This is a genomic window from Nostoc sp. 'Lobaria pulmonaria (5183) cyanobiont' (assembly GCF_002949795.1).
Taxonomy (GTDB): Bacteria; Cyanobacteriota; Cyanobacteriia; order Cyanobacteriales; family Nostocaceae; genus Nostoc.
Map to the genome: position 1 here is coordinate 1,061,511 of NZ_CP026692.1, position 19,561 is coordinate 1,081,071.

The 19,561-nt window shown below is 42.3% G+C and carries 18 protein-coding genes and 2 pseudogenes; 9 read left to right on the top strand and 11 right to left on the bottom strand.

Annotated features, from left to right (window positions below):
- Positions 1–421: 421 nt before the first annotated feature.
- The 3 genes and pseudogenes from NLP_RS04460 to queA all read right to left on the bottom strand — a co-directional run bounded on the left by NLP_RS04460 (position 422) and on the right by queA (position 3,742).
- Entirely contained in the window at positions 422–1,264 is an 843-nt protein-coding gene (locus tag NLP_RS04460; RefSeq protein ID WP_104905331.1) for a methyltransferase domain-containing protein, read from the bottom strand.
- A 113-nt stretch (positions 1,265–1,377) separates the two neighbouring features.
- Positions 1,378–2,471 (bottom strand): annotated as a pseudogene (locus NLP_RS04465) (tetratricopeptide repeat protein).
- Positions 2,472–2,584: 113 nt separating this feature from the next.
- Positions 2,585–3,742 carry a tRNA preQ1(34) S-adenosylmethionine ribosyltransferase-isomerase QueA gene (queA, locus tag NLP_RS04470; RefSeq protein ID WP_199784762.1) on the bottom strand — a complete coding sequence of 386 codons (1,158 nt, stop codon included), beginning with the start codon at positions 3,740–3,742 and terminating at the stop codon, positions 2,585–2,587.
- Between the two features lie 272 nt (positions 3,743–4,014).
- On the opposite strand from queA, the gene NLP_RS04475 reads away from it, so the two are divergent.
- Positions 4,015–4,404: a hypothetical protein gene (locus NLP_RS04475; RefSeq protein WP_012412259.1), complete on the top strand. Its 390-nt coding sequence runs from the start codon at positions 4,015–4,017 to the stop codon at positions 4,402–4,404.
- Positions 4,405–4,474: 70 nt separating this feature from the next.
- Here the strand turns inward: NLP_RS04475 and NLP_RS04480 are convergent, their stop codons facing one another.
- On the bottom strand, positions 4,475–4,954 hold the full coding sequence (locus tag NLP_RS04480; protein ID WP_104905333.1) for a YraN family protein: 480 nt from the start codon (positions 4,952–4,954) through the stop codon (positions 4,475–4,477).
- A 303-nt stretch (positions 4,955–5,257) separates the two neighbouring features.
- Here NLP_RS04480 and NLP_RS04485 point away from each other — a divergent pair, with 303 nt between their 5' ends.
- Positions 5,258–5,767 carry a pentapeptide repeat-containing protein gene (locus tag NLP_RS04485; protein ID WP_104905334.1) on the top strand — a complete coding sequence of 170 codons (510 nt, stop codon included), beginning with the start codon at positions 5,258–5,260 and terminating at the stop codon, positions 5,765–5,767.
- Between the two features lie 85 nt (positions 5,768–5,852).
- Here the strand turns inward: NLP_RS04485 and NLP_RS04490 are convergent, their stop codons facing one another.
- The gene (locus NLP_RS04490; protein WP_104905335.1) at positions 5,853–6,230 is read right to left on the bottom strand and encodes a hypothetical protein; all 378 of its coding nucleotides are present in this window, start codon (positions 6,228–6,230) and stop codon (positions 5,853–5,855) included.
- Between the two features lie 163 nt (positions 6,231–6,393).
- On the opposite strand from NLP_RS04490, the gene NLP_RS04495 reads away from it, so the two are divergent.
- From NLP_RS04495 to NLP_RS34625, 4 genes and pseudogenes are all read left to right on the top strand, one after another.
- Positions 6,394–7,173 carry a Uma2 family endonuclease gene (locus NLP_RS04495; RefSeq protein WP_104905336.1) on the top strand — a complete coding sequence of 260 codons (780 nt, stop codon included), beginning with the start codon at positions 6,394–6,396 and terminating at the stop codon, positions 7,171–7,173.
- A gap of 3 nt (positions 7,174–7,176) precedes the next feature.
- Positions 7,177–7,407: a hypothetical protein gene (locus tag NLP_RS32790; protein WP_158680285.1), complete on the top strand. Its 231-nt coding sequence runs from the start codon at positions 7,177–7,179 to the stop codon at positions 7,405–7,407.
- Between the two features lie 889 nt (positions 7,408–8,296).
- A pseudogene (gene rpoD / locus NLP_RS34620) lies at positions 8,297–9,457 on the top strand (RNA polymerase sigma factor RpoD); the annotation flags it as partial.
- 18 nt (positions 9,458–9,475) lie between these two features.
- The gene (locus tag NLP_RS34625; protein ID WP_325034752.1) at positions 9,476–10,444 is read left to right on the top strand and encodes a tetratricopeptide repeat protein; all 969 of its coding nucleotides are present in this window, start codon (positions 9,476–9,478) and stop codon (positions 10,442–10,444) included.
- 131 nt (positions 10,445–10,575) lie between these two features.
- Here the strand turns inward: NLP_RS34625 and NLP_RS04505 are convergent, their stop codons facing one another.
- Positions 10,576–12,330, bottom strand: a complete 1,755-nt coding sequence (locus NLP_RS04505) for an N-acetylmuramoyl-L-alanine amidase (RefSeq protein ID WP_104905338.1) — start codon at positions 12,328–12,330, stop codon at positions 10,576–10,578.
- A gap of 84 nt (positions 12,331–12,414) precedes the next feature.
- Here NLP_RS04505 and NLP_RS04510 point away from each other — a divergent pair, with 84 nt between their 5' ends.
- Both NLP_RS04510 and NLP_RS04515 read left to right on the top strand, forming a co-directional pair.
- Positions 12,415–14,052, top strand: coding sequence for a CTP synthase (locus NLP_RS04510; protein WP_104905339.1), 1,638 nt, complete (start codon positions 12,415–12,417; stop codon positions 14,050–14,052).
- Between the two features lie 108 nt (positions 14,053–14,160).
- Positions 14,161–14,583: a hypothetical protein gene (locus NLP_RS04515; RefSeq protein ID WP_104905340.1), complete on the top strand. Its 423-nt coding sequence runs from the start codon at positions 14,161–14,163 to the stop codon at positions 14,581–14,583.
- A 139-nt stretch (positions 14,584–14,722) separates the two neighbouring features.
- Here NLP_RS04515 and NLP_RS04520 read toward each other — a convergent pair whose 3' ends face one another.
- From NLP_RS04520 to NLP_RS04535, 4 genes are all read right to left on the bottom strand, one after another.
- Positions 14,723–15,361, bottom strand: coding sequence for a type I restriction endonuclease subunit R (locus tag NLP_RS04520; protein WP_104905341.1), 639 nt, complete (start codon positions 15,359–15,361; stop codon positions 14,723–14,725).
- 3 nt (positions 15,362–15,364) lie between these two features.
- Entirely contained in the window at positions 15,365–16,267 is a 903-nt protein-coding gene (locus tag NLP_RS04525) for an ROK family protein (RefSeq protein ID WP_104905342.1), read from the bottom strand.
- A gap of 82 nt (positions 16,268–16,349) precedes the next feature.
- Complete coding sequence (locus tag NLP_RS04530) at positions 16,350–16,559, bottom strand: hypothetical protein (protein WP_104909773.1); 210 nt, start codon at positions 16,557–16,559, stop codon at positions 16,350–16,352.
- A 65-nt stretch (positions 16,560–16,624) separates the two neighbouring features.
- On the bottom strand, positions 16,625–17,521 hold the full coding sequence (locus tag NLP_RS04535; protein ID WP_104905343.1) for an ABC transporter permease: 897 nt from the start codon (positions 17,519–17,521) through the stop codon (positions 16,625–16,627).
- 192 nt (positions 17,522–17,713) lie between these two features.
- Between NLP_RS04535 and NLP_RS04540 the strand changes: the two genes are divergently transcribed.
- Complete coding sequence (locus NLP_RS04540) at positions 17,714–17,914, top strand: putative toxin-antitoxin system toxin component, PIN family (RefSeq protein WP_267894929.1); 201 nt, start codon at positions 17,714–17,716, stop codon at positions 17,912–17,914.
- Between the two features lie 102 nt (positions 17,915–18,016).
- Here the strand turns inward: NLP_RS04540 and trxB are convergent, their stop codons facing one another.
- Positions 18,017–19,387 (bottom strand): thioredoxin-disulfide reductase, encoded by a 1,371-nt coding sequence (gene trxB, locus NLP_RS04545; RefSeq protein ID WP_104905344.1) that lies wholly within the window; start codon positions 19,385–19,387, stop codon positions 18,017–18,019.
- Positions 19,388–19,561: the final 174 nt, after the last annotated feature.

The window sequence follows — 19,561 nt, forward strand, 5'->3', positions numbered from 1 at the left end:
TATAAATTCCTGTTATTCGGTGATACTCGCTTGTAGATGCTGATTTATTATTGTTTGCAGTTATACTTATATACGCTTCTGTATTCTCTTGTCATTTTTTAAAAAAATCAAACTGGATTCCTATAGTTGTCCTCACTGTTCAGACGTTTTACTCTGTCACGTGCGTTTGAGAAAACTTTACTGGCGTTATAGTTGCTATCAGGAAATGCCAGTTTAAAAAACCAGACCAGAAAAAAGAAATTCAGTCAGATATGACACTTTTCTTACTTTTTATGGTGTTCGCTCGAAGCTGGTGGTACTATAGGCAATTTCACAGCAAAGTAAGGTTTCTGAAGGTAGACATTAGCCATCATTGAATTTCTAAAATTGTAGTGCGATCGCGCTGTAATAAAACAGCGCGGTCTTTTCCCAAATAACGTTTCTACTTATTCCCACACAATAAGCCAAACCGAACTAACCCGCGTTCATAACCGCGACGCATCAACCCCAGTGATAACGCCCCTTGAATGGTAGCCCAACCGGCATTGAGTAAGCCCCAAAGTGCTTGGGGAGTGAACGCCGAATCAATTACTACATTCCAAAAGGGGGCGACGGCGGTTGACCAATCGGCGGTGCGAATATTGTTTAATGGAAGTTGACGGGCTATGCCTTCATACTCTGGTAAAGAAATTACATAAGGCAAACAATATACCCGATAAATATCCTGCAAATGCTTTTCCTCATCTGCCGTCAGTGGTAAATTATCAGTCGGTCGATGACACCAAGTCACCATAATTAACTTGCCACCAGGTTTCAATACCCGATAACATTCCTGGAGAAACTTAGTTTTGTCTGGCATGTGTTCGCCGCTTTCCAGCGACCAAACCAAATCAAAAGAATTATCAGCAAAGGGCATTGCTTGAGCATTGGCGACCTGAAACTGAGTTTTAAGACTCAAATTCGCTTCCGTTGCGCGTTCCGTTGCTCTGGCAGCTTGCACAGGACTCAAAGTAATTCCTGTGGCCTTAGCATTAAACTTTTCTGCCAGGTATAAAGAACTGCCACCAATCCCACAACCCACATCGAGGATATTTTCTGCTGCTTGTACCCCCGCCCAATTGAGCAGTTCTTCGATTAAATCAATTTGCGCTTGCCGACGGTCTTTTTTCTCACTACCATCAGCCCCATAGTAGCCGTGGTGCATATGTTCGCCCCAAATCTGTTCCCACAGACCAGAGGAAGCATCGTAGAACTGCTGAATTTGCTGGTAAAGTGTTGCACTCATGAAAAAAGTAGTATTGAGACGAAGTATAATTCAAAAAAAACATACAGGTAGGCTACCATGTATGTTTTTAAATAAGGTGAGAATATTAATTTTGAATTTTGAATTTTGAATTGTTATTCTCCGGCAGTGGTTGAAGTAGATTGTGGTTCAACTGAGACAGGGTTCGCGGGCGTTTCTGATTGATTTGGCATCTCTGGCTCAGATGTTTGTACTAGATTACTGGTAGAATCTGAACTCTGAGAAGGAGTAGCTGTTTGACTAGCTTGAGGTTGCTGTTGCCCACTTTTATGAGCAATTTGCTGCATTAGCTGTTCAATTTTCTGGGCTTGTTCAATGTTGCCTTGCTCGCGATATTCATTGTGAGCGCGTTTTAAGACTCCACTGGCTTTTTTGAGTTCGCCTTGATTATATAAAGTTACTCCCAAGTTATAGTAAGCTGAGGCACTTTTCGGATTTAGGCGAATAGCTTGCCGATAAACAGAAATAGCCTCAGAAGCTTGACCATGCATTGCTAGCAAATTTGCTATATTGCTGTAGGCTGTGGCATTTTTAGGATCTAGCTTCAAAGCTTGGCGATAACTGGCGATCGCAGGCTCGATTTGACCTTGTTGTTGCAAGGCGATCGCTAAGTTAAGATAAGCTTTGGCATTGCTGCTATCTAGATTAATTGCTTTTTGGTATGCAGCGATCGCTTCCTCTAACTTTCCTTGTTCGTACAGCAACAAACCTAGATTGTACAGTGCTGCCACCCTTGTGGGATTTATCACTGAGCTCTGGCGATAAGCCGTAATCGCTGCATCCTTTTCTCCTTGGCGGTGCAACACTAACCCTAAGTTGTAATAAGCTTCGCTAAAATTGGGATTAACTTTAATCGCCTCTGTATATTCTTGTAAAGCTATATCCAAGCGATTTTGCTAAATATATTACCCAGATAATTCCGTGCTGCCCCAAGGTTAGGATCTCGCTGCAACGCTTGGCCAAAGGCATATTCTGCACCTTGTAAGTCTTGGCAGTTATAGCGCGTGACTCCCTGCTGGAAAAAGCTAGCTGCTTCGAGATTCTGAGAAATTGCAGTTTCTGCCAGCAGCTTGCTGACTGGCAAATTAGTAATTGTCGGTGCAGCCAAGAGCAAAAATGCAGAACAGCCACCAAGTGTTACCTGACAAAATAAATTTAACCAATGAGAAAATGGGTATTTTTCAGACATTAATAGCAGACTTGTACTTATTCTTCACTCCTCATAAATCAGAGTACCCACCACGAAAGAAAAATCCCCAATTTCTAACTTTTGTACAGACGCGATTAATCGCATCTTTACTCCTAACTCCCTACTCCCACAGCTGACGGCAAAATTAGCATGGCATCACCGAATGAATAAAAGCGATATCCAAAAGCGATCGCTTCGTTGTATATATTTAATAACCGTTGTCTGCCAATTAGCGCACTTACCAACATCAACAAACTAGAACGCGGTAAGTGAAAATTCGTAATCAAACCATCCACCACCCGCCATTGGTAGCCGGGATAAATAAACAAATCTGTTTTACCGCAAAATGGTTGTAAATTACCAGATTGAGCCGCCCCTTCTAAAGCCCGTACTGCCGTTGTTCCCACAGCAATAATTCGACCGCCAGCAGCTTTAGTGGCGCGGATTTGCTCTACTGTAGCAGCGGGAACTTCAATCCATTCTTCATGCATCTGATGGGTAGTTACGTCCTCTACTTCCACAGGGCGAAATGTGCCGACACCAACGTGTAGCGTCACAAAAGCTTGATTGATTTTGCGATCGCGCAACTTTTGTAATAATTCTGGGGTAAAGTGTAATCCTGCCGTTGGAGCTGCGATCGCTCCTGGCTGTTTGGCATAAACTGTCTGATACTGCTCATCAGCTGCTGATGAGGTAGTGATGTACGGTGGTAATGGTACTTCCCCAAATACCTCTAACAGTTGTACCAAAGTCTTTCCTTCTGGTACATCAAATTGCAACAAACGCCCCCCGGTTGCTGCATCTGTTTCTAGAACCGTAGCCGTTAGCTGGGGGCTGGGGACTGGGGAAGAATCTTTATAATCCCCAATCCCCAATTGCCTTGCTTCAAAAACAATCTTCGCTCCCTGTTTGAAGCTTTTTCCTGGCTTAACTAAAGCTAACCAACAGTTATACTGCCGTTCTTCCAACAGCAACACCTCGATTTTAGCACCAGTGGATTTATGACCATAAAGCCGCGCTGGAATGACTTTTGTATTGTTCATAACCAACAAATCACCAGAGCGCAGCAGTGCAGGCAAATCATGGAAAATGTGGTGTAGGGGTGCTGTTTCGGTGCCTGAAGTGAGAGAATCAACTACTAGTAACCGCGAACTATCTCTAGGAACTGCTGGATTTTGGGCAATGAGTTCTGGAGGTAGTTTGTAGTCATAGCTAGCTACCGAGCAATCTAATTCCAAATCTTTTTCTTGTGGGTTAGAAGTATCTTTCAAATTGGCTTGTACTAGTTTGTGCTTTATTTAGTATTTATACTCTCTTAAAAAAGCTGGGTTAAGTTTTCCCTTCTAAAGGAACTTTAAGGTATCTTCGCTCAGTTTTGTCGCTAGGCTATAAGATTGTTACTATTAAGTAACACGGAAAAATTAACATAAAAATTGGGTAAACCTCCCCATCTAAAAACGGGGGCTTTTACCCTACCGGGAACAGGCACTGATTGACGAATATAGATATGTAGCATTGGCTTTGATCCCAAGCACCAACAAACATGGAATACTTGTACTATCTGGCAAATGCCAGTCTAACCCTGAGGGTCGTTCAACACCTCCACGCTAGACCCCAGACACCAGTTTCGTTCGTCACCGTAATTCATCAAATTGATGGCTGGGTGGTTAGGATCAAACTCAAAGGTCAAGTCTCGCCCCAAGAAGATGGCGACTTTCGGGCTTTTCTAAATGAATTAGGAATTAGCTATGAACCGCCAATGAGGGTGCAAATGGCACTTTGGAGTTTGGAAGCCGGACAGTGCCCTGTGGATGTGATGCGTCGCTATCAAGTAGCGATCGTTTCTCATGGTAGCCCAGAAAGAGACGAAATTGAAGCGTTTCGGCAACAGTTTGTCCGGGGCTTAGGTTATTGTCCAGAAACTTTGGCGTAACACTATTTGGTTGTAACGTCACTACAAAATTATTGGTCATTGGTAATTAAGATATTTTATCTATTACCAATTAACCATTATCAATTGAAGAGTCGAAAGCTGCCAGAATGTATTCTTGCAGCTTAAACTTGTATCCGGATACTAATGAAGTAGCTAAAGCTTCCTGATTTGCTGTAACTCCAGTCAGATTTTTTGATATCCTTTGACAGTAGACAATAGCAACATCAAATCTACAAGAATAATCTGCCTTCTCAGGGTACTGGGCTAAGAATATTCCAGCTGTACGCCAGATTTTTGTCTGCTTTTGTGGAGTGATTGCGCTTCTTCCCCCGGCATCCCAACTGCCTGAACTACGGGTTTTGACTTCAACAAATGCCAATAATGAGTGCTGAGTAAGGTGTTTTTCCCCAGTTCGTCCATCATATTCAGCAATAATATCGATTTCTCCCCAGCGACTAGAAAAGCGACGATGGAGAATTATCCAACCTGTAGATTGCAACCATTCGGCTACTAGGTCTTCTCCTAATGAACCAATATCTTGATAATGCATATAAACTTTAGTATTATCGGTTATTTAATTCAACAGGAAAATAAGAGTTTCTAGCAGTTACCCGAAATTCATCGTCTTACCCGCGACAGAAATTCTAACATCAGTTCTGTAAGTCTATTCGTCTTTCTCCCCCATTCCCAGCGTATCCCACTGAATAGCCTGAAGTCGTGTGAAGGCAATGTTCAAATCGTCGTATGAACTTGAATTAGTATTCATAAAAATATTTTTAAAGGATTTTTGCGCTAACATCTCTGACTCAAGGATAATGAGATGGAGGAGGGTTCGCCATTGGCTAAAAATAGAATGAATTCTAAGTTAAGCGCCCGGATTTGGGCAAGTATACTCAGCTTATTCCTCTGGGGAATAGTTAGCATCACCGCAACTGTCGGTTTTGCTCCAACAGCTTTGGCACTTGAATATAATAAAGAAATTTTGGTCGAGGCTGATTTCTCAGGACGTGATTTAACAGACTCTAGCTTTACTAAAGCTAATCTTCGCCAGAGCAACTTCAGCCGAGCTAATTTGAACGGTGTCAGTTTCTTTGCAGCAAATTTGGAGTCTGCGAATTTGGAGGGTTCTGATTTGAGAAATTCCACTTTAGACTCAGCTCGTTTAGTCAGAGCAAATTTAACAAATGCACTGTTGGAGGGTGCTTTTGCTGCTAATGCCAGATTTGATGGTGCAATCATTGATGGGGCAGATTTTACCGATACGCTGCTGCGTCCCGATGAGCAAAAAAAATTGTGCAAACTTGCTAAGGGAACTAATCCTATTACAGGACGAGATACGCGTGACACGTTGTTTTGTCCTTAGTATTTTTTAGCTGGGAATTGGGCATTGGGCATTGGGCATTGGGCATTGCTTATTCCCCATTCCCTACTCATAAAATATTGAGCAACTACCAACCACTCGCACCAATCTTTTGACAAACAATTTTCATACCTTTGCCTGGTGAAGAACTTGCTACAAAAGGGATTTCTCCTTTTTCTTTATCCTCTTCAAGTAGCTGTCCTTCTGGCCCGTAAATCGCAATGCGATTGCGAAATAGCCGCGATTCTTTGCACGATGCATCAAAGGTAGTCTCGAAGATGCCATCTTCATAGATCCCGTAAAGCTTGTATATCGTGCCCTTAATCGTTTCCGTGTCCAGAGCTACGCTGTTTCCTAATTTATCATGCCCTACAGTGATATATCTTTGTACATCTTGAGCAATCGCACTGCCATTACACAATAAAATAGCGATCGCTCCCACAATCCCGCCTATTTTAAAATACATACAGTTTCAAAATATAAGATTTCATATATTTCTACCCGCAATCAAAGCGGTTCTGGCAGGGTAGAAGCACTGAAATCAAGACAGAGCAAGGTGTTATACTACTTGGTAATACCTGATGGGAAGCGTAAAGGACTATATAAATAGCTGCAATACTTTTCAAAGTATGAGTGAAACACTTGCTGATATTGCCATACCACCCCAGTTTCCCGATCACACTCAACTACCAGAGTCTGATGGTACGTTTGTGAAAAATTTTCAAGAGCATCCCCAAACCGTCATTTTGACAGACTCAATTGCTCAAGTTTTGCAACGCGTACATCCAGATGGACAGTATTGCATTGGTCAAGATTGTGGTATCTACTGGCGAGAAACCAATCCACCAGAAAAAGGAGCAGCAGCACCCGACTGGTTTTATGTCCCTGGTGTATCATCAAGGCTAGATGGCAAAAACCGTCGCTCTTATGTTTTGTGGCGGGAATACATACCTCCATTGATTGCCATAGAACTAGCTAGTGGTAATGGTGATGAAGAACGAGATGTCACTCCTTTACCTTTAGCTGGTAGTCAGGAAGGCGCAAAACCAGGTAAATTCTGGGTATATGAGCGAATAATCCGAATTCCCTACTATGCAATCTATGAAATTAGTAATGGCAAACTTGAGGTTTATCACCTGGTAGATTTTTCATACCACAAAATGCAGCCTAATGAGCGAGGCCACTACCCAATTACTCCTTTAGGAGTGGAAGTAGGGTTATGGCAGGGAAGCTACTTGAATAATCCTCAGCAATTTTGGTTGCGCTGGTGGGATTTAGAGGGAAATCTGTTACTGATTGGTCAAGAAGAAGCCGAGTTGCAAAGGCAAAGAGCCGAGCAAGCAGAACGAAAAGCTGCACAATTAGCAGAACGGCTCAGGGCAATGGGTATCGATCCAGATGTAGAGTAATATTTGCTAAGTTATGGTAAACCGAAAAACTTAGTAATTACAGGCAAAAGCTTACCACAGACTTCAACTAGCTTTTCATTAGTAGGCAAATCAGCGATGTCTACAACGGGCTACGCCAACGCACCTTTCAATAACTTGAGAGATGTTTTTGCTATCTTCTGCATGGCTCCATCTTTTGGGTTTGCAGTGGGGCGATCGATCGCCTCAAAATATGACAGACTAAGATGCTTATGATTTCATCGTAGTTGACACTTGGTAAGAAGTGACCTTAAAAACAACTTCAGTTCTGGGAACCCTAATAATAGCCGTCAATAAATACAACATTTTGTGCAGATGATATCCGCCTAAATAATTAAGTTTAGTAACGATTATTTAAATTAGAGATTCTATGGAATTCTATCCAGACAATATTTTTGATGCCAATAATAATGCCGAGAAAGAAGTTTGGCAACAAGTAAAATCTGCCTTCAGGGATGATTCTGGTGAGGCATTTCATTGTTATCAGCTATTTGACAGATATGGAAATCTTGAGCGAGAGATTGATATTCTTATTGTCCATCGTCAGCTAGGACTATGGGTGATTGAATGTAAAGGATGCTACATCAATGATATAGAAGCTATTAAGGGTGCTGAATGGAAAATGAAAAACTGGTATGAAGACCGCATAAAACCAGTTAACCAAGCACAATACCAGATGTTTGCGCTTAAAAACCATTTGCGTAAACAGCTAGATTTTTGCGCCTCATTGAACTTAAACTTTAGAGTTGTTATTCCCTTTATTAGCCAAGAACAGTGGCAAAATAAAGGATTTCATAATTTGCCAAACATTCAAGGTGTTGTACTGACTAGAGAAGATTTGAAACCTTATACTTTAAAACATAATTTTACTCAGAGTGTTCAAAGTAGACAAAGAAATTTAACTGATGAACAATGGCGATCGCTGATGTGTCTTTTTGGTGGAACTAATCAGACACCTGTGGACAAAGCATCATTTTCAATATCTAAAGACATCTCTGTAGAAAAAGAAAAAACGCACAAAATAGATGACTCAAAAACCCCTCGTCCTGTCTGTAAAATAATCAAGTTGCCCCGTTATAAGTTTCCTATTAATAGTTTTCCTGGTATTTGTGATTACCAGACTAACAACGTAGCTAACAAAATACTCGACAGTATTTATCAGCCTGAGTTCGAGTTAGAAGAACTCTTAACAGACGAAGAAGAGGACTTGCTGATCATCGATGAAGGTGAAGATGAGTTTTTAGAAGTTCCGTTAGATGAAGAAGATGGTTACTTTGGTAGGAGTGCGAACTCCCATCATTGGAAGCAAACTCAGAAAAAGCACTACACAGAAGACTCAATTCGCCTCTATCTAGAAGAAATTGGTCGCATTCGCCTGCTGCGTGCGGATGAAGAAATCGAATTGGCGCGGAAAATAGTTGACTTAATGGAATTAGAGAGGGTGCGGGAAAGACTCTGTGAGCAGTTGGATCGCGATCCTTGGGATAGTGAATGGGCAAAAGCTGTACAACTCCCATTACCAGCTTTTCGTTATCGGCTGCATGTTGGTCGCAGGGCGAAAGATAAGATAGTGATATCCAACTTGCGCCTTGTGGTTTCAATTGCTAAGAAATATATGAATCGCGGCTTGTGTTTCCAAGACTTAGTTCAGGAAGGTAGTCTTGGTTTAATTCGCGCCGCAGAAAAGTTTGACCACGAAAAAGGTTACAAGTTTTCTACTTATGCTACATGGTGGATTCGTCAGGCAATTACCAGGGCGATTGCCGAGCAATCTCGCACTATTCATCTTCCAGTTCACCTTTATGAAACCATTTCTCGAATTAAGAAAACCACCAAACTGCTATCTCAAGAAATGGGTCGCAAACCCACAGAAGAAGAAATCGCCACTCGTATGGAAATGACCATTGAGAAGTTGCGGTTTATTGCTAAATCAGCTCAGTTACCTATTTCATTAGAAACGCCCATTGGGAAAGAAGAAGATTCTCAATTGGGCTATTTTATTGAATACGATGGTGAAACCCCAGAAGAACAAGTTTATAAAAATACGTTGCGGGAAGATTTAGAAAAAGTTCTCGAAAGTCTTAGTTCTCGTGAATGTGATGTTATAAAACTGCGCTATGGGTTTGATAATGGACACATGAAAACCCTTGAGGAAATTGGTAAGATTTTTAACAGCACCCGCGAACGGATTCGTCAAATTGAGGCGAAAGCACTCCGCAAGTTACGCCACCCCAACCGTAATAGTATTCTTAAAGACTATATCCGTGGATGCCAACCACATGACTTGCAACAGAAGAAATATAAACAACAATCTCAAGGGAACCAGAATTATACCGGAAAGACAAAAAATGCTCCTAATTATGTTCAAAAAGGGCTAATATGTTATCGAGATCGGGATTTTTTGGGAGCAATTGAGAACTTTACCCAAGCACTAGAGCTTAACCCCAATAATGCCCAGTTACACTACCAAAGAGGGCTAGCCAATACTAAAGGAGAATTTCAGAAAGAGGCGATTGAAGATTTTACTCAAGCTATTAACCTAAACCCTCAATATATAGATGCTTACTACCAGAGGGGTCATGTTCACTACAGTTTGGGAGATAATCTAAAAGCAATTGAGGATTACAGCGAAATAATATTCCTTAATCCCAATGAAGCCTTAGCTTACTTCTACCGTGGTTTTGTCCGTAGCAATCTGGGAGAGATGCAGGAAGCCATTGGTAATTACAGCCAAGCATTGAAAATTAAGCCTGACCTTGCTGAAGCTTATTTTCACCGAGGAGTTGCCTATTATCGCTTAAAAGACTTACATAGAGCAATTGAGGATTACAATTATACTTTACAGATATATCCCAACTTTGCTGAAGCTTACAGTCGGCGGGGGCTTGCACACTATTGCCTGGGAAATTACCAAGTAGCACTTGAAGATTATTCCCAAGCCGTGCAAATTAATTGTGAAGATACTCTAACATACTACTACCGTGGACTTGTGCATGAGAACTTAAGTGACTATATCAAAGCACTTAAGGACTATAACCAAGTTTTGAAAATCAATCCCGCCTTTACCGAAGCTTACTATAACCGGGGTAGTGTTCATTACAATCTGGGAAACTATCAACAAGCACTTGAAGATTTAAATCAATTACTGCGTATTAATCCTAACAATTCTCAAGCTTATAACAAACGAAGTAGCATTCGTGCTGCCCTGAAAGATTACCAAGGTGCAATGGAGGACTTAAAAAACGCTTCATAATTCCACTAGATGCACTATAAAAGTCAAAAAGCTTAAACAAAGAACGATCGCAACATTGAGCAGCAACTAGCTAAAAAAGAGCGATCGCACTTCACCAAATACAATGAGGAACTAGTGTTGTACCTCCAAATTTATTTAACACTCATAAACCACTCAGTAATCCCCTGAGCGATCGCATCAGCTGTTTTCTTCTGTACCTCTGGGTTCACTATCTGCTCAAATTCATCGGGATTACTCATAAAACCCAATTCCAGCAACACCGATGGTGCAGCTGTCGGACGTGTCAGCGCCAGGTTATCCCAAAACACACCATAAGAAGGTTTGCCGAGTTTTTTGACTACATAGTTATGTAAAAACATTGCGAGGTTATGGGCTTGTGGTTGATACCAAAAAGCGGCAAATCCCTTGATTTTTTCGGCATCACCATCATCGGGTAGAGAGTTGTGATGTATGGAAATAGCGATCGCAGGTTCTTCTCGACTAATAATTGTCTGACGTTCTACTAGCGAAACCTCCTTATCATCCTCCCGCGTCATCACTACCGTTGCTCCTTCCTTCACCAACTCGTCGCGCAGCAACTTAGATACCACCAAATTTACATCTTTTTCTAAATATCCAGTTGGGCCACTGGCACCAGATTCTTTACCGCCATGCCCTGGATCTAGTACAATCTTGAAATTAGCTAAAAGCTTGCGTCTTGTGTTCCCGATTTTAGGCGGATGACGCAAAGCCAAAACCAGGGTTGTAGCGTCGTATCTCAGCTTGTATCCCCACTGTTGAGCTTTTTTGAGGTTAAAGGTGTATTTTACTTGTCCTGGGGCTTCCTGTTGCCAGTCAAGGCGATAAATTAGGGGGTCATCATCCAGGCGAATTATGTCTGTTTGGGCAGTGGTATTGTAGAGAGTGAGAGCGAAAGCACCCTCACTTTGTTGTACGCTCACGGGTACAGGAACTTGCAAGGGGAAAACTATCTCTGTCACACTAGGGAGTTGACGGTATCCGACACTGCGAATTATTGTTTGTGGCGGAACTGCACCAGGTAGAATGCGGGTTTCTTTACTATTAATCCAAGCGCCATAATCTAGGCGCAACCATTCACCTTCCCTACCTGTCACTGTTGCGCGTGTGCCTTTGGGCAGTGGTGTGAGTCGAGAATGATCGGTGCTAGGGCCAGTACGAGCAACGCCTGACTCTACTGTAACCTCAGAAACTGGCAATTGAGCTCTTGAGAGGATTTCAATCTTACCAGATCCTGGTTGAGTTATCGTCTTGCCGTCAAGCGTTAGTTGAAATTGAGGTTTTCCTAGATCGGCGGCTGTTGCCACTGTGGTGCAACCTTGATAATTACCTACTCTAAACTGGGCATGAGGCTGATTTTGCCCTGTCAAAGCAGCCAAATTACTTGGTAGTTGTGCTTGTTGAGGTTGCGGTAAAAGGGCAGTAGTTTGATTAGCCAGGGTTACAGAGACATTAGCATTAGGGGGTGCGATCGCGCTAAAACAAATTACTTCTCCCGGTAATCTGGCAATGTCAACTGCGGGAGTCAGGGAATCTTTCGCAAAGGCTACCCCCTGTGGTAACTCAGGGCTAGTGTTAAGCCTGATCACCTTAATCTTAAGTTCTTGATTCTGGCGACGCACAGTAAAAAGATTCTCCCCCAATTGCAAGGGGAAACTAGGGGAAAAATGACCAGCTTTGCTGCGGGTAATTGGCTTACTATTGATCAAAACCTGACCATCTGGTGGTGCAGTGCCCAGAAAAAAGATTTTTTGGGCACTTGTCTGGTAGTTTGTCTGAGGAAAAATGACTATAAGAGATGGCTGTGCCAATGCTATGGAGGAAGAGAGAATAAAGCCTAATATTACTAGTCCTAAGAGGTTTTTCACAGCAAATCACAGAAGATGACACCACAATAACTGTGGCACAATGACGGGATGTATTTTTAGAAGTCGTTAGAAATTCAAACTACTATGACTAAGTTTATCTTTGTTACTGGAGGCGTAGTTTCCAGTATTGGTAAGGGCATTGTAGCAGCAAGTCTAGGGCGTTTGCTCAAGTCGCGCAAATATTCGGTGTCGATTCTCAAACTTGACCCTTATATTAATATTGATCCTGGCACAATGAGTCCTTTTCAGCATGGGGAAGTATTCGTTACCCAGGATGGTGCGGAGACAGATTTAGACTTGGGGCATTACGAACGCTTTACCGATACCTCAATGTCGCGCTTAAATTGTGTGACTACTGGCTCGATTTACCAGGCAGTTATCAATAAAGAGCGGCGCGGAGACTACAATGGCGGTACTGTACAGGTTATTCCTCATATTACCAATGAAATTAAAGAGCGGATTCTGCGAGTAGCTAAAAGTACAAACCCTTCTGTAGTAATCACAGAAATTGGCGGGACGGTGGGAGATATTGAATCACTGCCGTTTTTAGAAGCGATTCGCCAGTTCCGTAAAGAGGTGGGACGGCAGAATGTGCTGTATATGCACGTAACACTGGTGCCGTGGATTGCCTCTGCGGGTGAAATGAAAACTAAGCCAACACAGCATTCAGTTAAGGAACTGAGATCCATTGGTATTCAACCAGATATTTTAGTTTGTCGGAGCGATCGCCCTTTACCCAAAGGATTAAAGCAGAAATTGTCGGGATTTTGCGATGTGCCGGAAGAATGCGTCATCACTTCCCAAGATGCCAAAAGTATCTATGAAGTACCGCTGAATCTAGAACGAGAAGGAATGGCAGAACAAGTGCTGAACTTGCTGCAAATGGAACAACGTAAACCAGATTTGACGCAGTGGCAAACCCTGGTAAAACGCTTACATAGTCCTAAGCACGAGGTAGAAATTGCCATTGTTGGTAAATATGTGCAGTTAAGTGATGCCTATCTATCTGTAGTGGAAGCGTTGAACCATGCTGCAATCTCCACTTATGGCAAACTGCGTCTGCGTTGGGTAAATTCAGAAGATTTGGAAACTGAATCAGCCGAAAATTATCTTGAGGGTGTCGATGGCATAGTTGTACCAGGAGGTTTCGGGGTTCGGGGGGTGGATGGTAAAATTGCCGCGATTAAATACGCCCGCGATCGCCAAATTCCCTTCTTGGGTTTATGCCTGGGTATGCAATGTTCTGTGATTGAATGGGCCAGAAACGTAGGAGGATTAACAGATGCCAATAGTGCTGAATTTGACCCTTATACAATTGATCCGGTAATAAATTTATTGCCAGAACAGCAGGAAGTAGTGGATTTAGGGGGTACAATGCGCTTAGGATTATATCCTTGTCGTGTTCTCCCTGATACTTTAGCTTTTAAGCTTTATCAAGAAGATGTGATTTATGAACGACATCGACATCGCTATGAATTCAACAATGCTTACCGCGATTTGTTGTCAAAGTCTGGCTATGTAATTAGTGGTACTTCTCCCGATGGACGCTTAGTTGAAATTGTGGAATTACCCAAGCACCCATTCTTTCTTGCTTGCCAATTTCATCCAGAATTTCAATCACGCCCCAGTACACCTCATCCCTTGTTTAAAGGATTCATTCAAACAGCGATCGCTCTTTCTCTTTCGACATCTAGTACACCAACGCCATTGGAGGTGTCATAAAAATTCATAATTCATAATTCAAAATTAATTACAACATTAACTTAAAGCTTCAGCAGATTTGGACATACAGGGTGCATCATTCGTAAATTTTGGACTTGAGGAGATGTTGTGGCGTACTGGGTGAAAATCCTTTACGAAAGGAAAGAATATGTAGTAAATTTTGAACGCGTCCATGCTTTTTGTTATGAACTGAATGGCAGAGTTACTTTTTGGCTACCCGATAGTGCTATTCCCATAGTAATTAACCCACAAAGTAACCTGGAAGACTATCAAAAAATTCTTGATTATTTAGAATGTGTGACAGGATTAGAATTAGATTGTGCCCACTGGGTGAAAATAATTTACGAAAAAAATGAATATGTAATTAATCTCAACTGCATCAGTTCCTTTTGTCATGAACCGAACGGCAGGATAACTTTTTGGTTGCCAGATGGCACTATTCCTATTATTATCAACCCTGTAAGTAATCCTGAATCTTATGAAAAAGTTGTGAAATACGTTAAGAAAGTAACAGGATATTCTTTGTCTTAGTATTAATTAGTAAGGTCTGCCCAACTTTTTGTTACTGCTGGGATCTGTTTGCTCTTTTGATACAAAATTTGATGTTCCGTTTTGGCTATAACTCTTGAGATGGCCTTAACTTTTGGTCAGGTTATGGTTCACAATTTGGTCATTCAGGGCGTAAAAGCATGATTAATTCTCCAAGGCGCTTCAATATACTGAGTACTTGGTGTGATTCGGAATCACGTTCAATTGAGAGCGCATAAGATCGTGCATACCACGGATGTTCTTGTTGAATCAATTTGACAAAAACAAATTCCCTACCGTTAATTAGTAAGCCAAAAGTCGGTTGTGCAGGATTTGGACGATCAAGCATATAAGCTAGTGCTTGAGGTAGGGCTGTCATCACATCAAATTTACTGCTTTTAGATTCGATGACAAGTACCCAAAAATGTTTTTGGATGACAAGAACATCAATGTTTCCTTTAACGATAAAGCTATCGTCTTCAGCAGAAATCTCAACAGAAGTCTCGGTTTCAATCTCAAAAGGAAGTTGATAAAACCCAGCTAAATCGAGTAAAGGAGACAGTACTACCATCTTTACCGCCTCTTCTGACATCAGACGATGCTTATTCAAGTTTAAATAGTTGCTTTTTACTCGCGCGATCGCTTGCTTTTCACCATCAGTCAGAGTTGGTAAATTTTCTGTCCATTCTGTAAAAAAGTTGGTGTCTGTGGCAAGTTGTAAACCAAATTTTTCTTCTAATTCGTAAAGACTGATGTCTCTAGCTGGGATTGTTTGAACCATAATCTAAAATCCTGAATAGAGTTGCCATGCCAACTTTGCTGCACCTACTATCCCGGCAAAATTGCCTAACTCTGCTGGCAATATCTGTAAACCTTCTCGTGATAAAGGCTGAACTCGCTTCTCAATTTCTGCCTTTACACCTGGTAAGAAAAACTCAAAGCTGCCACTTATACCGCCACCAATGACGATCGCTTGTGGTGTGAGTACATAAATCAAACTCGTCAAACCAATTCCCAAGTTTCCGCCATATTCTTGCCAAAAAGTCAAGGCTGCGGCATCTCCTTGTTGAGCAAGAAAACCCAATTCGATGGGTTCCTTGAGAGTGCGGCGGCGAATTGCAGTAGCACAGGCATATTGTTCCAAAGAGCCTCGATTGCCACTATTACAAATTGGGCCATCAGGATTTAAGGAAATTAAACCCAATTCCCCGGCGGCTCCTTGATGTCCAATAAATAGTTTGCCATCAAGAATAATTGCGCCACCAACCCCAGTACCTAAAGTTAGCAGAATCAGATTTTGAAAATGGCGACCGGCTCCCAGCCAAGCTTCTCCCAAAAGAGCGCAATTAGCATCATTAGCGATCGCAGTCGGTTTGCCAGTTTTAGCTTCTAACCAGTCTGCTAAAGGCACATCGAGCCATCCAGGTAAGTTAATGGCAATTTTAGCAATGCGTCCTGCGGCATCGGATGGGCCAGGAGTACCAACACCAATCGCAATAGCTTGATTATCTGGATCGATTTGAGCGATCGCATCTACCAGCACCGCCAACACCGCTTCCGGCGTTGTCGGTTGAGGAGATACCACAGTCAAAGATTGCAGACAAGTACCATCATCTGCAAAACGCCCCAGCTTAATTGCTGTTCCCCCGACATCAATGCCAATTACTTGAATTTTGTCATTTGTCATTTGTCATTTGTCATTTGTCATTGGGCATTGGTAATTGGTGAACAGCTATTCCCTATTCCCTATTATTGGGCGCGAGTCGTTTTCAACCCCGATCTGTTCGCGCAGTGTCTCCGCTTGGGAGAAGACGCGCAGCTTTCAACTCCGATTTCTGTAAATTAGCAAAAGTCGTGCTGCGGAAACTCGATTGCTCCTGCCAAGCTGTAATTGGCGCACCTCTTAAGATACCAGCAAGAGCAATGGAAAGGATAAACCCGCCAGTAGCGGCAGCAATTAACGTTAGATTATCTTTCATATAAATCTCTGTATTGTTATTTGTCATTAGTCATTTGTCATTTGTCTAAAACTAATGACCAATGATTACTGTCGGATTCTATTTTCTCTCCGTAATCGGGGATTGACAAATTCATTTAACCCTTCACCAAGTAGTGATAACCCTACCACCATAAATGTCATAGTTAAACCAGGGAAAAGCGTAGTCCACCAAATACCAGTAGGTAGAGCTTCTAGGGCTTGTTTTAAATCATGTCCCCATTCTGCCACTTCTTCGGGAAGTCCAAGCCCCAAAAAGCCTAAACCGCCCAATACCAAAATCGCATCAGCGGCATTGAGTGTAAATAGGACGGGTACGCTTTGAATGACGTTGAAAAACAGATAACGAGAAAGCACAACCCAAGTGGAAGCACCCATTGCTTGAGCAGCTTCGATAAACACTTCAGTTTTCACGCTGACGGTGTGGTTGCGAACAACCCGGTAATATTGGGGGATGTAGGCAATGCTAATAGCGATCGCTGCATTCAATATCCCACGTCCCACCACAAACGCCAGTGTCACAGATAGGAGTAGCCCCGGTAGAGTGTAGATGCTATCCATAATAAATAGCAACACCTTATCCAATTTCCCGCCGAGATACCCACTGAGCATCCCCAAAGGCACACCGATAATCATACTCAGCGCCGTTGCTAAAATCACCACCTGCAAAGCAGCTTGAGCGCCGAACAATGTCCGGGAGAACACATCATAACCCAGGCGACTAGTACCAAACCAATGTTTAGCTGAGGGTGGCTCGTGAATTGGATTAGAGAGAAAATCTTTGGGGTTTTGCAGCCATCCCCAAGCCTGTAATACGGGAGCGAAGAAGGCCAGGAAGACGAAAAATAGGGTAATGGCTAACCCAATAAACATGAGTTTTTGGGAAAGATTGAGACTTTTGCCAAACTGTAAAAATGTCGGTAGCCGCCGTTTTGTAATGGCCATAAAGCGATCGCCTGGATCGAGCAAGATACGCTGACTATTTTACATATTAGATCGGGAATTGGTTAAATATCCTTAATAAAAGTCCGACTGTTGAGGGGTCGTTACAGAGCTAGACTGAGGAAGAGGTGAGATTCTGCTTTATTTTTGCTGGATGAAGTGATATCTGAATAGTTTGAAATTATCGATACATTTATAAAGCTAATTGGTGTCAATTTAGAAGTTGATTTTCCCAGAGATAGAAAAGATGCAAAGTTTTTAGCTTGTGCTATGGCAGCCGAGGCAGATTTTTTGATTACGGGTGATTCTGATTTTAATCAGGCGCAAACTTTAGTAAATACAACGATTATTTCTGTATCTTTATTTAACAGGTTAGTTTGCGATGTAGGGGGGTGAGTCTTGGGGCATTGAAAAGAGGCAGAGGTGCAAAGGGGCAAAGAGGCACAGGGGAAAACTTACTGCAACTAACTTCTCCCCTGCTCCCCACTCCCCATTCTCTTACAGATTACTTTCAATTAACTGACGGTATTCGCTCTTTTGCTTCACGCCTTTGACTTCCTTCACCAGTTCCTTGTTTTTGAACAATTGAACCGTTGGTGTTCCTGTAACATTAGCATTTTCAGCAATATCTCGGTCTTTGTCGATGTCAATTTCTACAAAGTGAATTTTGCTGTCAAATTCATCCACCACTTTATTTAAAATTGGCTTCAGGGTATGACAAGGGCCACAACCAGGAGAGACATATTTAACAAGGAGTAAGCGATCGCTTTCATGGAACAATTTCCGTAAAGCATAACCACCCTCATGGCGCGTCCCATCCAAATTAAATCCAGCTTCTTCCTCGGCTTCAGTCTTTTTGGCTGGCTGATGTTCTAATTCATTATCTGCTGTTTCTTGCTGTTGATGGAATTCTTGAATTAAACCAGTGGATGACAACCAACGTTCTGCCAACATCGCCGCCATACACCCAGTACCCGCAGCCGTAATTGCTTGCCGAAACTCATGATCTTGTACGTCTCCAGCAGCAAAAACGCCCTCTACACTAGTTTCTACAGAACCGGGCTTAGTGACAACGTAACCTATCTCATCCAGTTCTAACTGACCTTTAAATAAAGAGGTATTGGGACTGTGACCAACCGCGTAAAATAAACCTTTAGCGTGCAGTTGGCTTTCTTCACCAGTTTTGGTATTGCGGACTTTCACCCCTTCCATGTGACCATTACCGAAGATATTCACGGCTTCTGTGTTCCAATGGACTTGGATTTTTGGGTTACTCAAAACGCGGTCTTGCATGGCTTTAGAAGCCCGCATTTTATCGGTGCGTACCAACATATTTACCTTAGAACCATACTTGGTGAGGTAAATTGACTCTTCCGCCGCCGAGTCTCCAGCACCAATTACAGCCAATTCTGCACCGTGAAAAATCGGTGTCGCACCATCACAAATTGCACAAGCGGAGATACCTCGACTCCAAAATTCATGTTCGTTGGGTAAACCCAAACGCTTTGCAGTTGCACCCGTAGCAATGACAATGCTGTTGGTTTTAATTTCCCTTTCTTGCGATCGCACTGTAAAGGGACGCTGACTCAAATCAACTGATATAACATCTTCAGTATATAGTTCAGCTCCCCAGCGCTCCGCCTGCGCCTTCATCTGATCCATCAGTTCCGGCCCGGTAATTCCTTTAGGAAATCCTGGAAAATTCTCAACTTCCGTCGTTGTCATTAATTGCCCACCAGGTAATCCCCCGGCTTGGAAACCTTCAAAGACAACGGGTTTCAGGTTAGCGCGTGCAGCATAGATGGCAGATGTGTACCCTGCTGGCCCAGAACCGATAATTACTAAGTTTTCTACAGTTGGGTTAGTCATGAAAATATACGAACTCATAACGACTACGCTTAATATAGCATAAAAAATTATGATTGGCTACGTGAGATGGGAAGCGATCGCCAAATGCCTATACTACTTACTATGTGCTTAAGACTGTTTACCGATTAAACCAAGCTCCAGTGATGTTGCAAAATGGAGACACACTTATATTAC

What these genes read in the sequence shown, in the direction of transcription:
- NLP_RS04490 (WP_104905335.1), bottom strand. Translation starts at nt 6,230, where the DNA reads ATGTATTTTAAAATAGGCGGGATTGTGGGAGCGATCGCTATTTTATTG.
- NLP_RS04495 (WP_104905336.1), top strand. Translation starts at nt 6,394, where the DNA reads ATGAGTGAAACACTTGCTGATATTGCCATACCACCCCAGTTTCCCGAT.
- NLP_RS04460 (WP_104905331.1), bottom strand. Translation starts at nt 1,264, where the DNA reads ATGAGTGCAACACTTTACCAGCAAATTCAGCAGTTCTACGATGCTTCC.
- NLP_RS04520 (WP_104905341.1), bottom strand. Translation starts at nt 15,361, where the DNA reads ATGGTTCAAACAATCCCAGCTAGAGACATCAGTCTTTACGAATTAGAA.
- NLP_RS04475 (WP_012412259.1), top strand. Translation starts at nt 4,015, where the DNA reads ATGGAATACTTGTACTATCTGGCAAATGCCAGTCTAACCCTGAGGGTC.
- NLP_RS04510 (WP_104905339.1), top strand. Translation starts at nt 12,415, where the DNA reads ATGACTAAGTTTATCTTTGTTACTGGAGGCGTAGTTTCCAGTATTGGT.
- NLP_RS04485 (WP_104905334.1), top strand. Translation starts at nt 5,258, where the DNA reads ATGAATTCTAAGTTAAGCGCCCGGATTTGGGCAAGTATACTCAGCTTA.
- NLP_RS04535 (WP_104905343.1), bottom strand. Translation starts at nt 17,521, where the DNA reads ATGGCCATTACAAAACGGCGGCTACCGACATTTTTACAGTTTGGCAAA.
- NLP_RS04480 (WP_104905333.1), bottom strand. Translation starts at nt 4,954, where the DNA reads ATGCATTATCAAGATATTGGTTCATTAGGAGAAGACCTAGTAGCCGAA.
- trxB (WP_104905344.1), bottom strand. Translation starts at nt 19,387, where the DNA reads ATGACTAACCCAACTGTAGAAAACTTAGTAATTATCGGTTCTGGGCCA.
- NLP_RS04525 (WP_104905342.1), bottom strand. Translation starts at nt 16,267, where the DNA reads ATGACAAATGACAAAATTCAAGTAATTGGCATTGATGTCGGGGGAACA.
- NLP_RS04530 (WP_104909773.1), bottom strand. Translation starts at nt 16,559, where the DNA reads ATGAAAGATAATCTAACGTTAATTGCTGCCGCTACTGGCGGGTTTATC.